The sequence below is a fragment of the Flavobacterium sp. FPG59 genome, from assembly GCF_002150205.1.
In the GTDB taxonomy this organism is placed as follows: domain Bacteria; phylum Bacteroidota; class Bacteroidia; order Flavobacteriales; family Flavobacteriaceae; genus Flavobacterium.
Window position 1 is genome coordinate 1 of sequence record NZ_MTCA01000064.1, and the last position, 15,719, is coordinate 15,719.

11 protein-coding genes are annotated in these 15,719 nt (G+C 35.5%); 6 read left to right on the plus strand and 5 right to left on the minus strand.

Features of this window, described 5'->3' with window-relative positions:
- Window positions 1-375, minus strand: a 375-nt coding sequence (locus tag FPG59_RS07845; RefSeq protein WP_217875854.1) for a hypothetical protein, incomplete at its 3' end; no start/stop codon positions are given.
- 385 nt (window positions 376-760) lie between these two features.
- Window positions 761-2,647 carry a molecular chaperone HtpG gene (gene htpG, locus FPG59_RS07850; RefSeq protein WP_086454063.1) on the minus strand — a complete coding sequence of 629 codons (1,887 nt, stop codon included), beginning with the start codon at window positions 2,645-2,647 and terminating at the stop codon, window positions 761-763.
- Window positions 2,648-2,828: 181 nt separating this feature from the next.
- Between htpG and FPG59_RS07855 the strand changes: the two genes are divergently transcribed.
- The 3 genes from FPG59_RS07855 (at window position 2,829) to FPG59_RS07865 (ending at window position 5,065) form a co-directional block, all read left to right on the plus strand.
- Window positions 2,829-3,305, plus strand: a complete 477-nt coding sequence (locus FPG59_RS07855) for a lipocalin family protein (protein ID WP_086454064.1) — start codon at window positions 2,829-2,831, stop codon at window positions 3,303-3,305.
- 13 nt (window positions 3,306-3,318) lie between these two features.
- Window positions 3,319-4,014: an OmpA family protein gene (locus FPG59_RS07860; protein ID WP_086454065.1), complete on the plus strand. Its 696-nt coding sequence runs from the start codon at window positions 3,319-3,321 to the stop codon at window positions 4,012-4,014.
- A gap of 103 nt (window positions 4,015-4,117) precedes the next feature.
- Window positions 4,118-5,065 (plus strand): ABC transporter ATP-binding protein, encoded by a 948-nt coding sequence (locus FPG59_RS07865; protein WP_086454072.1) that lies wholly within the window; start codon window positions 4,118-4,120, stop codon window positions 5,063-5,065.
- A 101-nt stretch (window positions 5,066-5,166) separates the two neighbouring features.
- Here the strand turns inward: FPG59_RS07865 and FPG59_RS07870 are convergent, their stop codons facing one another.
- On the minus strand, window positions 5,167-7,578 hold the full coding sequence (locus tag FPG59_RS07870) for a prolyl oligopeptidase family serine peptidase (RefSeq protein ID WP_086454066.1): 2,412 nt from the start codon (window positions 7,576-7,578) through the stop codon (window positions 5,167-5,169).
- 271 nt (window positions 7,579-7,849) lie between these two features.
- Between FPG59_RS07870 and FPG59_RS07880 the strand changes: the two genes are divergently transcribed.
- On the plus strand, window positions 7,850-8,857 hold the full coding sequence (locus tag FPG59_RS07880; protein WP_086454068.1) for a 3-oxoacyl-ACP synthase III family protein: 1,008 nt from the start codon (window positions 7,850-7,852) through the stop codon (window positions 8,855-8,857).
- Between the two features lie 132 nt (window positions 8,858-8,989).
- Window positions 8,990-9,985, plus strand: coding sequence for an isoaspartyl peptidase/L-asparaginase family protein (locus tag FPG59_RS07885; protein ID WP_176330713.1), 996 nt, complete (start codon window positions 8,990-8,992; stop codon window positions 9,983-9,985).
- Window positions 9,986-10,188: 203 nt separating this feature from the next.
- Here the strand turns inward: FPG59_RS07885 and FPG59_RS07890 are convergent, their stop codons facing one another.
- The gene (locus FPG59_RS07890; RefSeq protein ID WP_086454070.1) at window positions 10,189-12,597 is read right to left on the minus strand and encodes a TonB-dependent receptor; all 2,409 of its coding nucleotides are present in this window, start codon (window positions 12,595-12,597) and stop codon (window positions 10,189-10,191) included.
- A 294-nt stretch (window positions 12,598-12,891) separates the two neighbouring features.
- Between FPG59_RS07890 and argS the strand changes: the two genes are divergently transcribed.
- Complete coding sequence (argS, locus tag FPG59_RS07895) at window positions 12,892-14,670, plus strand: arginine--tRNA ligase (RefSeq protein ID WP_086454071.1); 1,779 nt, start codon at window positions 12,892-12,894, stop codon at window positions 14,668-14,670.
- Window positions 14,671-14,798: 128 nt separating this feature from the next.
- On the opposite strand, the gene FPG59_RS07900 is transcribed toward argS, so the two are convergent.
- Window positions 14,799-15,713 (minus strand): DUF6607 family protein, encoded by a 915-nt coding sequence (locus FPG59_RS07900; protein ID WP_176330714.1) that lies wholly within the window; start codon window positions 15,711-15,713, stop codon window positions 14,799-14,801.
- Window positions 15,714-15,719 lie beyond the last annotated feature (6 nt).

Consider the following 15,719-nt stretch of genomic DNA (forward strand, 5'->3'; position numbering starts at 1 on the left):
GTCTAAGGATATATTAGATTTGAATTTATAAAGCAAACTTGAAGTAGGAATCTCTTCAGTAGTAATTAAATTGAAAATTGTAGTTTCTAAGTCAATTAAGCCATTGTTTATATGCTCAGACCATATTCTTATTGTTTTCCAAAAGTCTACGCTGGCATCAGTTAAATTCGCCTTGTTTTTAATATGTAATTTGGTTTGTAATAGTTGTAAAGTATTCACATCCTCAATTTCAATGTCATCTAGATTTTCAATTCTGATCTTTGGGTTGTCAAGTTCTTTAGAGTATGTAAGTAAAATTAGTAAAGCATATTTAATTTGGTAGAAGTAACCCAAAGATGGTTCTCTCGCAGAAAAGTCAGTAATTGTTTTTATCATATATCTTAATTTTATTTAGGAGATTTTTTCTGCAATGTTATATAACTCGAAAATAAGCTTAACAAACCTTCCCAACTCCACCACTCTTGCGGAATTAAAAAAAGTTTCATCTCACTTTATTCATTTCTCAAATATATTAAAATAATCTTACAAATTGAATTTTAAAAAAACGTCTTTGTAAAAAATGGTTCGTCTCAAATAGCCCCGATAGCAGCGAAAATCCTTTACGGTGGCGGCAGCCAAAAGCAAAGATTGTAGCGTATAGCGGGAGTACGCGCCTGCTGAAAAGCGGTTGATCTGCTCCAAAAAAAAACCTGCAAGTCCCGATACTTCGGGGTCGCTTGCAGGTTTACTTTAAAAATCTTACGATCTAAAAATATAATATTTACTTAATCAGCTCGAAACTTCTTTTTACAAATGCGGTTAAGGCTTCGCCTTTTAGCAAGTTTTGAGATAGTTTGGCTAAGTCTAGCGCTTGTTTTACTAGGCTTTCTTGAGCGTCTTTGTCTTTGTTGTTAAGGATGCTGCTGGCCAATTCAGAGTTTGTGTTTACTACTAAATTGTACATTTCTGGCATGTTGCCCATCCCGAACATTCCGCCGCCACCGCTTTGGCTCATTTCTTTCATACGGCGCATGAATTCTGGCTGTGTGATGATAAATGGTGCCGAGTTGCTGTCTAGCGCTTCTAGTTGTACGCTGTACGTTTGTTTTGGTACAATGGTTTCTAGAACGGTTTTTAGGCTGGTTTGTTCTTCATCTGAAAGTTTTGAAATGGTAGTTTCGTCTTTCTTGATTAAGTTGTCAATATGATCAGAGTCTACACGTACAAAAGTCAGGTTGCTGTTGTCGCCTTCAATTTTCTGGATTAGGTGCGAGATAATTGGAGAGTCTAGCAACAATACTTCGTATCCTTTGTCTTTGGCGGTAGCAATGTAAGAGTGCTGCGCATCTTTGTTTCCTGCATATAAGATTACCAGTTTGCCATCTTTATCGGTTTGTGTGGCAGCTAGTTTTTCTTTTAATTCTTCGAGTGTGTGGAATTTGCCATCTACGGTTGGGTAAAGTACAAAGGCACCTGCTTTTTCATAAAACTTGTCTTCGGATAACATTCCGTATTCCAATACAATTTTAATGTCGTTCCATTTTTGCTCAAAATCTTCACGGTTTTCTGTGAACAATGATTTTAATTTATCGGCAACTTTACGCGTGATGTAATTAGAGATTTTTTTAACGGCAGCATCAGCTTGCAATCCGGAACGAGATACGTTCAACGGAATGTCTGGCGAGTCTACCACACCTTTTAACATCATTAAAAATTCAGGTACAATTCCTTCTACGTTATCGGTAACATAGACTTGGTTTTGGTACAACTGAATTTTGTCTTTTTGGATTTGCAAATCAGAACCTAGTTTTGGGAAATACAAAATACCAGTTAAGTTGAACGGATAATCTACATTTAAATGAATGTGGAATAACGGTTCGTCAAACTGCATTGGGTACAACTCGTGGTAGAAGGTTTTGTAATCTTCAGCAGCCAATTCAGTAGGTTGTTTGGTCCAAGCTGGATTTGGGTTGTTGATGATGTTGTCTACAGTAATTGTTTCGGCAACGGCATCTTCTGGAGCGTCTTCTTGCTTAGGAAGAGTTTGTGTTTTGGTTCCAAATTTAATTGGAATAGGCATGAATTTGTTGTACTTGTTCAACAATTCTCTGATTTTGGCGTCTTCTAAAAATTCTAAAGAATCTTCAGCAACGTGCAAAATAATTTCAGTACCACGTGTGGTTTTATCAGCTGGTTCTAAAGTGAATTCTGGGCTACCATCACAAGTCCAGTGTGCAGCAGGCTCATCTTTGAATGATTTAGTGATGATTTCTACTTTCTCGGCTACCATAAAAGCAGAGTAAAAACCAAGACCAAAATGTCCGATAATTCCAGAATCTTTAGCAGAGTCTTTGTATTTGTCTAAGAACTCTTCGGCTCCTGAAAAAGCCACTTGATTGATGTATTTCTCAACCTCATCAGCAGTCATTCCTAAACCTTGATCGATGATGTGTATTTTCTTTCCTTCTTTGTCAATTTTTACCTCGATCATTGGGTTGCCATATTCTACTTTGGCTTCGCCAATGCTAATCAGATGCTTTAATTTTAAAGTGGCATCGGTACCGTTCGAAATCAATTCTCTCAAGAAAATTTCGTGGTCGCTGTATAAAAATTTCTTGATTAAGGGAAAGATGTTTTCTACTGAAACATTAATTTTACCTGTTGTCATATTTTTTAAATTTTAAAATTAAATTGGTTACCAATCAAGCTTTCAAATAGAATACCAATTGTAAAAAGGGTGACAAAATGGCGTAAGCGTTAATTATGATACAAAATGTTAAAATTGTGAAACATAATTTCAAAAATGCGTAGTACCTTTGTGTAAGTATTAATTCATTAAATGTATCAAAATGAAAAAAATTATTTTAGTGTGCGCCTTAGCCGTTTTGATGTTTGCTTGTAAGTCAACATCAGCTACGAGTACCAAAACAGATAGAAAATCTCAAGTAGCTATAAAAGGAGACTGGGTTATTAGTGCAGTAACATATCCAGGATCTCAATATGTGAAAGTAAATAGTTTTCAATTAGCAGACTCAGAGTGTTTTGTAGGAAGTACTTGGAAATTTGTGTCAAACAATAACAAAGGAACTATGGCTTTGACCAAAACGAATTGTGTTGCATTTAGTTCACCAATTACTTGGTTTGTAAACGATCAAGGTCAGTTTGTTTTAAAAGTTTTAGACGCTGGCGAGAAAGCAAGAAAAGTGAGAGATGGTTATATTTTAGGTCTTGCTAATCAAACGGAAACTTCGTTTCAACTAGTAGACAAAATAGATGTAGCAGGAAAAATGACCGATGTAGTATATCAGTTTCAAAAAACTAACTAAAAAATAAGATAACATGAAAAAGATTTCAGTAGTTGCTATAGCAACAATAATGGTTTTAGGTTCTATTTTTACAAGCTGTGAGGCTGTAAAAAACACAAACAAAACTCAAAGAGGAGCAGGAATAGGTGCTGTTGCAGGTGCTGTTTTAGGTGGAGTTCTAGGTAACAATTTAGGAAAAGGTGGTAATGGTGCTATGGGTGCTGTACTAGGAGGAGTTATTGGTGGTGTTGCAGGTGGCGCTATTGGTAATAAAATGGACAAGCAAGCACGTCAAATTGATGCTGTTCTTCCAGGTGCTGAAGTAGTACGTGTAGGAGAAGGAATTAAATTGGTTTTGAATGAAAATGCAGTGCGTTTTGATACGAACAAATCTACATTGACTGCTGCTGCAAAAGCTAATCTAGATAAATTAGTTCCTGTTTTTGGAGAATATCCAGATACTAATATTACTATCTACGGATACACTGATAGTACAGGTCCAGCAGATTATAACTTGAAACTTTCAGGCGATAGAGCGGCATCTGTGCGTAATTACTTGTCAAGCAAAGGAGTTTCTGCAGCTAGATTTAAAGTAACAGGAATGGGTATTGCTGATCCTATTGCTTCTAATGAAACTAATGAAGGTAGAAGCCAAAACCGTCGTGTAGAGTTTGCTATTACGGCTAACGAAAAAATGATCAAAGATGCTGAAGCTGAAGTGAAAAAATAAGTTTAAAGTACTTTAAAAACAAGAGCTGTTTCTTTCTAGAAGCAGCTTTTTTTGTGCTTAAAATTGATTTAAAGATTGTAAATTTGCACTTTAATTTTTGATGATGCTAGAAATAAAAAATATACACTTTTCTTATAGTGATAAACCTGTAATAACAGATATTAATTTTACTATTGAGAAAGGGCAAAACATTGCTATTATTGGGGAAAGTGGTTGCGGAAAAAGTACCTTACTCAAACTGATTTATGGTTTACTGGATCTCAATAGTGGATCAATTAGTTACAACGAAAAATCTATTTTAGGTCCCAAATACAACTTGATTCCGGGTGTTGATTATATTAAATACTTGGCTCAAGATTTTGATTTAATGCCGTATACCACCGTTGAGGAAAATGTGGGTAAATTTTTGTCGAGCGCTTTTTTACCTTTAAAAAAACTCCGAATTCAAGAGCTACTCGAAATGGTGGAGATGACGGAGTTTGCCAAAGTAAAAGCCAAAGATTTAAGTGGTGGACAGCAACAAAGGGTAGCCTTAGCCAAAGCTTTGGCCCTAGAGCCAGAAATTTTATTGCTAGACGAGCCATTCAGCCATATTGATAATTTTAGAAAAAATGCTTTAAGACGCAACTTGTTTGCCTACTTAAAGAAGAAAGGAATCACTTGCATCATAGCCACACATGATAGTGTGGATTCCTTATCATTTGCAGATGAGACAATTGTCTTGCAGCAAGGACAAGTAGTGATCAAAGGTGCTTCAAGAGCTTTGTATGAACTTCCGGCAAATAAATATGTAGCGTCTCTTTTTGGTGAAGTCAATGAGTTTATGCTTTCACAAATTATAGATATTGACCCGGCTGATGACGAATATTTATTGTTGTATCCGCACCAATTAAAAGTAGTAGACAATGCAAAAATGACAGCGGTTGTAAAGCAATGTTATTTTAGAGGCGGTCATTTTTTAGTTAAAGCTGCTTTTGATAGAAGAGCTATTTTCTTTGAGCATGACACGGAATTAAACTTTAATCAAGAAGTCAACTTGATGTTAGCGTAAAGCTAAATTTTTTTCCTTTTGATATAAAAAAAAGAATCCCCGAAACCAGATTTGATTTCGGGGATTTTTGTGTTTAAAAACTGGGCTTGATCAAGCTGCGTTTAGTTTTTCAAATGTTTTTCTAAAAACTGATCTTGTTCCCACAATAGGTGTAGGATGTTTTCTTTGGCTGCATAACCATGACTTTCTTTTGGTAAAATCACCATTCGTGCTGGAGCTCCAAGTCCCTTCAGAGCTTGAAAGTAGCGTTCGGTTTGCAAAGTGAAAGTTCCAGGATTGTTATCGGCTTCACCGTGAACCAATAACATAGGTGTTTTCATTTTTCCAGCATTCATAAAAGGAGACATGGCTGTGTACACTTCTGGACTTTCCCAGTAATTGCGTTGCTCACTTTGAAAGCCAAAAGGAGTTAATGTTCTATTATAAGCGCCACTGCGTGCAATTCCGCATGCAAAAAGATTAGAATGTGTTAGTAAATTAGCCGTCATAAAGGCGCCGTACGAGTGTCCGCCCACAGCTACTTTTTTGCGGTTAATGTATCCTAAAGCATCAACTGCATTAATAGCAGCCTCAGCATTATCAACAAGTTGTGTGATAAAATTATCATTTGGTTCTGTAGTTCCTTCACCAATAATTGGGAAAGCAGCATCATCCAGTACCACATAACCTTTGGTTACCCAGTACACAAAAGAACCGTAATTTGGAAATGTGAATTCATTTGGGTTTTGCGTGCTTTGACCTGCTGAATTTTTATCCTTGTATTCTGCTGGGTAAGCCCAAATTAACAATGGCATTTTTTCTTTTTTAACCTTGTCATATCCTACAGGTAAGTACAAGGTTCCAGATAATTGAACTCCATCTTTACGCGTGTACTTGATAACTTCTTTACTCACGTTTTTAATGCTTTCAAAAGGATTTTGGAAAGTAGTGATAGGTGTTAATTTGTTTTTTTGCTTGATGTTTCTCAAGTAATAGTTTGGATATTCGTTTTTAGACTGAATTTGGACCAAAACCGTACCTTCTTTTAAGTTTTCAATTTCAAGAATATCTTCTTTTTTGTCCGTGTACGATGAGGTGTATAGTCTCTTAGTTTGCAATGTTTTTAAATCCATTTCACTAATAAAAGGGAATTGTCCATTTTTTGTAAAACCAGCACCTATTAAAAAAGTTTTGTTGTTTTCTATAGCCAGTACATATCTGTTGAATTCGTTTTTGCGCGTTTCAAAATTTCCAGGATCTGAATACACATCTTGCGAATTTCGGTCAAAAATTACTTTAGGTGCTAGTTCAGGAGCTGCAGGATTGATGAGGTATGTTTTTGTATTTCTGGTATCATACCATTCATCCATAAGTACCGCTACATTTTCATTACCCCACATGATGCCGCTAAAACGTTGCGGTGTTTTTACAAGCGTATTTGCAGGAGTGCTAAAAGGTGCGTTCCACAGCAGGACTTCATCTCTAAAATCAACTTTGTTCGCTGGGTCACCACCATCAAGTGCTTCTACATAAACTAATGTAGCAGGTTTATCTGCTCTCCAGCTCATGTTTCGTTTTCCTTTTCTCACGGCCATAAAACCTTTCGGGATAATTTCAGTCAACGGAACTTCGTTTACTGTTTTCACCTCGTTGCCATCTTTGTCATACACCACTGATTTTGAAGGAAAACGACTTAATGGAACAATGTATGAAAATGGTTTTTGAATGGTGGTAAGCATCAAGTAATTTCCATCAGGTGAGAAACTTTCACCCGCGTACATAGCTGCTTTTTTAAAGAGAGTTGCTGTGCCATCAAGAGTTATTTTGTATATTTCGGATGTTATAATGTTCTCAAAATTGATCTCATCATTGGCGTTTTTCAACATGTCAGGATAGGTTCTGTTTTGGGATTTAGATCCGTCAGCGTTAGAGATAATTGGTCCTGTCGGCAAATCTTTTTTAGAATCTAGCAAAGCTGCTCTATTTTTAGGGAGCATTTTTACAAGAAGTGTATTGTTATCTTTCATCCATATAAACGGACTTCCAATATTGGCGTTTAAGGTAGCCTCTGTGATTTTTTTGGCTGTAGCCAATGCCACATCGATAGTCCATAACTCAACACCGGTTGCGGCAGTATGCGTAAATGCAATTTTTGAATCATTAGGTGACCAAGAAATATTACTGATTCGTGGGTTTTGAGGAAGACCAGCAACTTGTACTTCATTTTGATCCTTTACTTTTCTAATTTTTAAGTTGTTCACATAGGTAACCGTACTTGAAATGTTTGTAGTAGGATTGATGCGCAAACCTCCTAGTCTAAGTTCGTCTTGATTCAAATCGTCAAGCGACTTGTAGGTGTTGCGATAAGATAATAAAAGGTATTCTTTTTTAGTATCCATTGACACAGATGGAGCTCTTTCATAATCAGCAAGAGTCAAGATAGAGGGAGAAGGTTTTTGGTAGGTTAAATTTTCCTGTGCAAAAGTCTGTAAACTCATACCAAGGAAAAGAAGTAAGGACATTTTTAATTTCATAATTTTAATGATTTTAAATTAGCTTGAATAGTATCTATTTTTAGTCTGCATGCTTGCATTGTTGTTACATTTGTTTTTGTTAAACTTTACTATCTCTTATTTTATTGTAAAAAAAGGTTTTCTAAGTTCAACGTACATCAAGGGAGTTGGTATTTTACAATGGTTCAAAATGCTTAAAACTTGTAATTTGCTAAAAAAGTGGTATTTTAGCACCCTGAATTTTAGAGTTAGTTCTAAATTTGCAATCTGATTTTAATAAAACAACAATAATATGTATCATTCAAAAATAGCAGGATTGGGTTATTATGTACCTGAAAACGTGGTTACAAATGACGATTTATCCAAAATCATGGATACCAACGATGAATGGATTCAAGAGCGTACCGGTATTGAAGAGAGACGCCACATTATAAAAGGTGAGGACACAACCACATCAATGGGAGTAAAGGCTGCTGAAATAGCAATTGAACGTGCTGGTGTTGCTAAGGAAGATATTGACTTTGTAGTTTTTGCAACATTAAGTCCTGATTATTATTTTCCTGGCCCAGGTGTTCTTGTACAGCGTGATTTAGGATTAAAAACAGTTGGTGCTCTGGATGTTCGTAATCAATGTTCGGGCTTTATATATGCTTTATCTGTTGCAGATCAATATATTAAAACAGGAATGTATAAAAACATTTTGGTAATTGGTTCTGAAGTACATTCTACTGGATTAGACATGACTACTCGTGGTCGTGGCGTTTCGGTAATTTTTGGAGACGGAGCCGGTGCTGCTGTATTAAGTAGAGAAGAGGATGAAACCAAAGGTATTTTGTCTACACACTTACATTCAGAAGGGCAACATGCTGAAGAATTAGTTGTAAAAGCTCCAGGAATGGGTGGCCGCTGGGTGACTGATATTTTGGCAGATAATGACCCGGACGACGAAAGTTATTTCCCTTACATGAACGGACAATTTGTATTTAAAAATGCTGTAGTTCGTTTTAGCGAAGTGATTAATGAAGGATTGCAAGCGAATAACTTGCAAGTTTCTGATATTGATATGTTGATTCCTCATCAAGCAAATTTGAGAATTTCTCAATTCATTCAAAAGAAATTTGACCTGTCGGATGACCAAGTGTACAACAACATTCAAAAATACGGAAATACAACCGCAGCTTCTATTCCAATTGCTTTAACTGAAGCTTGGGAAAAAGGTAAAATAAAATCAGGTGATACAGTAGTTTTAGCTGCTTTTGGTAGTGGTTTTACTTGGGCTAGTGCAATTATCAAATGGTAAACGAAACCCCAGATTAATGAGGGTATTCAAAAATTAGATAAAGAAGTCTGTGCAATTTGTACAGACTTTTTTTTTGGAAAATAAAAGCTATTTTTATACACCAGTTATGTCAACTACTAAACCTATTTAATTATGGCAAACCGCAGAAATTTTTTAAAAACAACAGCTCTTGCCTCAGCAGCTTTTGCGTTGCAAGCCTTCAAAGGTAAAGCGGAAACAGAAGATCCAGCAGAACCCAATAAAATCAACAAACCAATTGTGCTTTCAACTTGGAATTTCGGTATGCAAGCGAATGTGGCTGCTTGGGAGGTTTTAAAAAATAATGGGAAAGCGCTGGATGCTGTTGAAGCTGGCGTGAAAATTCCCGAAGCTGATCCAAAAGAGCGAAGTGTAGGTTATGGCGGTAGACCAGATCGCGATGGCCGAGTTACTCTGGATGCTTGTATCATGGATGAAAATGCTAATATTGGATCTGTGGCGTGTTTAGAGTTTATAAAGCATCCCATTTCTGTGGCACGTGCAGTAATGGAAAAAACACCTCACGTAATGCTCGTTGGAGATGGAGCGCTTCAATTTGCTGTTTCGCAAGGGTTTGTAAAAGAAAATTTACTAGTTGAAGACTCAGAACGGGAGTGGAAAGAATGGCTTAAAACCAGTGATTACAAACCTATTGCTAATATTGAAAATCATGATACCATTGGTATGATTGCGCTTGATGCCAATGGAGATTTATCTGGTGCATGTACCACAAGTGGCATGGCATTTAAAATGCATGGCCGTTTAGGAGATTCGCCCATAATAGGTGCAGGTCTTTATGTAGATAACGAAATTGGCGCTGCCACTGCTACAGGTCATGGGGAAGAAGTAATACGTATTACAGGTTGTCACTTGGTGGTAGAACTCATGCGACAAGGGAAATCTCCACAAAAAGCATGTGAAGAGGCAGTCATGCGCATTGTAAATTTGACCCAAAAAAGAAATAAAAATCTTAAAGATATTCAAGTTGGTTTTATAGCCTTGAACAAAAAAGGGGAGTACGGATCGTATTGTATTCAAGGTGGTTTTAATTATGCGGTACATGATGCAACAGGAAATCGTTTGATTGATGCGTCCTGTTTTTTGAAATAATAAACCTTAATGAAAATAAAAAATTCGGAGTGGCATACTCCGAATTTTTTGGGTAACAAACTATTAAAACTAACTTTTTAGTATTGGAAAAGCATTTTTGAATTCAAAAACAAATTAGACAATTGAGTTGATAAAATAGGCAACTGACTCATCATGTTTTTTATATTCTATCAAAAATTAAAATTTTGTAACACTATTTTTTTCTAGAACAGACCTCCGCCTTGTTTGGTGTTGTCTTCTCTTTGTTTGCGCTGCAGGTTTTTAGTTTTACCTCCGCCAAAAGCATAGTTGAAACCTACAAATACGGATTGACTTTCCCATCTAAATTGACCTCTTTGTGGATACGGATTTTCACCTTCAAAACCTGCTTTCATGGTGTTGAAAATATCATTGAAACGGATGCTTAATGTAGCTTTGTCTTTCAAGAAAGAGTAGCGTCCACCAGCGTCAATTTTGTACATTTCTTTGTTGTTAAATTGAACACCATCAACTCCAGATCTATAAAAACCAAATAATAGAAAACGTAGACTTTTACTAGCTTTAAAATTGCTATTAAAACGAGCATTAAATGCTGCTGCGGCAACTTCTTTGGTAACCAAATCGAATGAATTTGTAGTAGTGTTTATTTGAGATACAAGTCCTTTCTGGTTGATGTTTGAATAATCTATTGCAGGTTGAATATCCCACCAACTATTAATTTTATAATTCATAGAAACTTCAAATCCATAGGCAGTGTTGTTGTCAAAGTTGTCAAAACTTAAAATTTGTTGGTCTTGATTTTGAGGATCTGGATAAATGATTCGGTTGATTTCGTTTTGAATGCTTCTTACAAACAATCCGGTGGTTAAAGATCCCTTTGAAAGTGTCTTGGTGTAATTAAATTCTATTGAGTTTGTAAATTGCGGGTCCAATTCCGGATTTCCTATAGAGGTTAATCTAGGCGAACTAAATTCTCTCAGGGGTTTTGTTTGATCTATTCCAGGTCTGTCTACACGTCTGCTAAAACTGATTTGAAGTTGGTTTTTTTCAGATGGTGAGTAGGTCATAGACGCCGATGGATAGACCGTAAAATAATCATCTTTGTAAGCAACGGTGCCGTTTAGCATTGCTTTTACATGATAGCTTTCAAAACGTGCACCCAATTGGTAACCAATTTTTTTGAATTTTTGTCCATAGGTTGCATAAGCCGAATAAATGTCTAAATCATACGTGTATTTTGAATTTGTCAAAGCAGCGTTGTTTGTAGCATAATCGTTATCGGTGCGTAAATTTCTGCTTTCTGCACCAAGCTCTAAATTTGTTTTTTCGTCAAGAGGATTCGTGTAATCAAGATTTACGATGGTGTTAATTCTTTTTTCGCCAAGGGAATCATCATAAGCGCTACTTGGTATGCTAGGATTGGTATAGGTGTTGCGAAAACGTGCTATTTGATCTTCAGAGAAAATACTGTGATTTACTTCTAAGTCAAGTGTTTCTCCTTCTTTTCTTGTTAAGTGTTTTAACGCTACGTTATACGTTCCATCGGTGTTGTCAGTTAGGTAATTAGAATTTAGAAGTATATTTTGTAAAGCATTGGGATTAGTGATACTAATATCAATTATTCCGTCACTTTTAAAAATATTTTGGTTTGTATAGCCAGACAAGGTGTTTTTATCGTTGATGTAATAATCCATTCCAAATTTTACAAGGTGGGACTTGTTATCATTCTCCACATCAAAAATTTGATTGGAATTATCATCTAATCTGGATATCATACCCTCGTTAAATCGGATACCAAAATTATTTCCATAAGTAGAGAAAAAATTCACTTTTCCTGTTCTGTAGTTCATGTTCAGAGTATTGGAAATCTTTGGAGTTTGGGCAAATGTTAATCCAGAATTGATGCTGGCATTCAAGCCGTCATTTGCATTTTTATGTAAAACAATATTGATAATCCCAGACATTCCCTCAGGATTGTATTTTGCACTTGGGTTTGTAATCAGTTCAATTTTTTTGATAGAGGCTGATGGGATTTGTTTTAATAATTGCGAAGCCTCAATGTTACTGGGTCTTCCGTCAACTAAAACACGTACATTTTCATTTCCTCTCAAGGAAATTTTACCATCTTGATCTACATTTACAGAGGGGATATTACTCATAATCTCAGATGCGGTGGCTCCTGCGGTAGTCAAGTCTTTACCCACATTAATCACTTTTCGATCTATTTTTTGTTCAATGGTTGAGCGTTCTGCTATAATTTCTACTCCTTTTAGTTGTATGGCGTCTTCCTCCAGAATTATAGTGTTGAGATTGGCCGATTTTTGATCTATAGAAAGGACAACTGGTTTAGAAACAGTTTTGTATCCCATAAATTGAATTTCAACGGTATACTTTTTTAGAGGTAAATTTTTAATGCTAAAAAGTCCTTTCTCTGAGGTAATTTCTCCGGTTAGCACTTTGCCGTCTTCTTTTACAACTACATTTACATATCCAAGCGGATCATTGGTTTGCTTGTCGATTATTTTTCCGGTGATTAGTCCAGAGTTTTCAAGTGGCGAGGTTTTACTTGAAGTTTGCGCTTGCACAGTAAACAGCGTTACCATAAAGCAGATAATTGATAGTTTCAATTTCATGATTAATTTGATTTGATTGATTTGATTGATTAGGCAAATGTATTCTTTTAAATAATACTATGTTAAACATAATACTGTTTTATGTATTATTTAACATTTAATTAATAGTTGAGAACACAGTAACCTTAATAATAGACTGTTTTGAAGTATAATTGTTACATTAATTTCAATGTAATTTTGATTTGTTTAGTATTTTTAATGTATCGGTCTGATTGTGAGTTGTAAATTATGTGAGTATCCCATTTTCAATTTCCTTGATTATGACTATATTTGCTTTCTCAAAAAAAATATAAAATGACTTTACCACAAGTTCTTACACCCGCAATAGAAAACGCAATAAAAACCTTGTTTGACGTGACCATTGAAAAGGTGGAGTTTCAAACCACTCGTAAAGAGTTTGAGGGAGATATTACCATGGTTATTTTTCCATTGTTGAAACTAGTAAAGAGTAATCCTGTAGAATTAGGAAATAAAATTGGAAATTATTTAGTAGAAAACGTAGCTGAAGTAACCCGTTTCAATGTAGTTTCGGGTTTCTTGAATATTGTAATTGCCGATCAATATTACTTAAACCTATTTGCAGGAATAAAAGATAATGCCACCTACGGTTTTGTGACGCCTTCGGCAAATGATAAAGCCGTTATGGTTGAGTATTCCTCTCCTAATACCAATAAACCTTTGCATTTAGGACACGTTCGTAATAATTTGTTAGGATATTCAGTAGCTGAAATCATCAAAGCTTCGGGTAAAAAAGTATATAAAACTCAAATCATTAATGATAGAGGAATTCATATTTGTAAGTCCATGTTGGCTTGGCAAAAATTTGGTGCCAATCAAACTCCTGAAACTTCAGGCTTAAAAGGAGACAAGTTAGTTGGTAACTTTTATGTGGCATTTGATAAGGCCTACAAAGAGGAAATTAATCAACTAATGCAAGAAGGCAAAACAGAAGAAGAAGCTAAAAAACAAGCTCCGATTATCCTTGAAGCTCAAGAAATGCTACAAAAATGGGAAGCTGGTGATGCTGAAGTGAAAGCTTTATGGGCTAAAATGAACCAATGGGTTTACGATGGTTTTGCCATTACATATAAGAATCTTGGAGTTGATTTTGATCGTTATTACTATGAGAGTGACACCTATTTACTAGGGAAAGATGTTGTCCAAATTGGGTTAGAAAAAGGAATTTTCGAAAAAGATCCAGACGGTTCTGTTTGGATTGACTTAACTGACGAAGGTCTTGATCGTAAAATTGTGTTGCGTTCAGATGGTACGGCTGTGTATATGACTCAGGATATTGGTACGGCAATTCAGCGTGTGAAAGACATGCAAGATGTTGGCGGAATGGTATATACTGTAGGAAATGAGCAAGATTACCATTTTAAAGTATTGTTTTTGATTCTGAAAAAATTAGGTTTTGATTGGGCAAAAAACTTATACCACTTGTCATACGGAATGGTTGATTTACCATCAGGAAAGATGAAATCTCGTGAAGGTACGGTTGTGGATGCCGATGATTTAATGCAGGAAATGACCGCTACGGCTCAAAAAATAGCAGAGGATTTAGGAAAATTAGAAGCGTATTCACCTGAAGAAAAAGCTAATTTATACAGCACAATCGGTTTAGGAGCATTGAAATATTATATTTTGAAAGTAGATCCTAAGAAACGAATCCTTTTCAATCCAGAAGAGTCTGTTGATTTTGCTGGAAACACAGGTCCTTTCATACAATATACCTATGCACGTATTCAATCTATAATTCGCAAAGCAAATTTTGATTACTCAAATAATGCACAAATAGATATTTTACATGAAAAAGAGAAAGAATTGGTCAAACAATTGGAGCTTTTTCCTGAAGTAATTCAAAATGCAGCCCAGCATCACAGTCCGGCGCTTTTGGCAAATTTTACTTATGATTTAGTTCGTGAGTACAATTCGTTTTACCAAGCCGTTCCTATTTTAGGGGAAGAGGATTTAGAAAAGAAAAAATTCAGAGTACAACTGTCTAAAAAAGTAGCCGAGGTTATTGCGGCATCATTTAAGTTACTGGGAATTAATGTTCCTGATAGAATGTAAATTTAAAACTTTAGATCAAAAAAAATCCGAATCAGTTAAGATTCGGAATTTTTTTTTTGGGCGAAAGCCAATTTTTTAAATAGTTTTTGCAAACCTAAATTTAGTGTACACGATGCATTATATTTTTTTTAAGATTTAATTACAAAGGAATCTATGATAGCATCAATTTCTGCTTGACTTGCAGTAGGTTTTAGATCAAATAGAAGAGAAAAAAGAGACTTCTTTTCTACTTTTTTGTGCAAGTTGATGTCTTTTTTTGAGGCATAAACGCTATTCCATTTATTTCTTATTTTGAGCCAGATGTCCTCGTTTTTCTTCCACCAGTTTTGGGCTACTTTACAATTGGCATCAGGGACTTTAGTATAGACATCAAAACCTTTTTCTTGAGCCAATAAAATGTCTTTTTGATTTAAATTCCGAATCAATTTGTCGTTATCTTGTTCATGAACCCAACCCGTTGCCGTTATTTCATGTATGTTTCTTCTTTTTAATACATTGTAGTCATCTCTTTTTGTATGCTCTCTTCTTGGTAAAGGAGCGTCAGTGGTATTTTTCCAATAGTGACTTCCATCAACATGAACCCAACTGGATGAGCCCTCATACCTAGGACTGTCGTCTACCTGATATACTTTTTGCGTCCATTGTCCTTTTACATTTTTTGCTGGTGTTGCGCTGTGTTTCCAAGTCAAATCTTTTTGAAAGTTAAGAAAATCGGTGTTTTCAAATAGCCAGTCTTGTCTCCAGTGCTTTACAATATCATTTTCATTAGGCCCCACTATTAATAAATGTTGCATGCTTATTTTATTAGAGGAGTCTTCAATAAGCTGAACCCATTCTAAAGCTTTTTCATGTTTTGTTTCAGAAGGTTTATAGGTTAATGAATCTTTGGGATAACTAAAAGTTTCAGCAAAGTTGAATTGAACTTCATAGCAACCGCACATAGACTTGATGGCTGCGATGTCATTTTGTCTAGCATCTGTTTGACTGTTGCTTAATAAGCTTGTAGTTAATGCAATGGAGGTAATGAAAACTTTTGATCTCATATAAAT

What these genes read in the sequence shown, in the direction of transcription:
- htpG (WP_086454063.1), bottom strand. Translation starts at nt 2,647, where the DNA reads ATGACAACAGGTAAAATTAATGTTTCAGTAGAAAACATCTTTCCCTTA.
- FPG59_RS07855 (WP_086454064.1), top strand. Translation starts at nt 2,829, where the DNA reads ATGAAAAAAATTATTTTAGTGTGCGCCTTAGCCGTTTTGATGTTTGCT.
- FPG59_RS07860 (WP_086454065.1), top strand. Translation starts at nt 3,319, where the DNA reads ATGAAAAAGATTTCAGTAGTTGCTATAGCAACAATAATGGTTTTAGGT.
- FPG59_RS07865 (WP_086454072.1), top strand. Translation starts at nt 4,118, where the DNA reads ATGCTAGAAATAAAAAATATACACTTTTCTTATAGTGATAAACCTGTA.
- FPG59_RS07870 (WP_086454066.1), bottom strand. Translation starts at nt 7,578, where the DNA reads ATGAAATTAAAAATGTCCTTACTTCTTTTCCTTGGTATGAGTTTACAG.
- FPG59_RS07880 (WP_086454068.1), top strand. Translation starts at nt 7,850, where the DNA reads ATGTATCATTCAAAAATAGCAGGATTGGGTTATTATGTACCTGAAAAC.
- FPG59_RS07885 (WP_176330713.1), top strand. Translation starts at nt 8,990, where the DNA reads ATGGCAAACCGCAGAAATTTTTTAAAAACAACAGCTCTTGCCTCAGCA.
- FPG59_RS07890 (WP_086454070.1), bottom strand. Translation starts at nt 12,597, where the DNA reads ATGAAATTGAAACTATCAATTATCTGCTTTATGGTAACGCTGTTTACT.
- argS (WP_086454071.1), top strand. Translation starts at nt 12,892, where the DNA reads ATGACTTTACCACAAGTTCTTACACCCGCAATAGAAAACGCAATAAAA.
- FPG59_RS07900 (WP_176330714.1), bottom strand. Translation starts at nt 15,713, where the DNA reads ATGAGATCAAAAGTTTTCATTACCTCCATTGCATTAACTACAAGCTTA.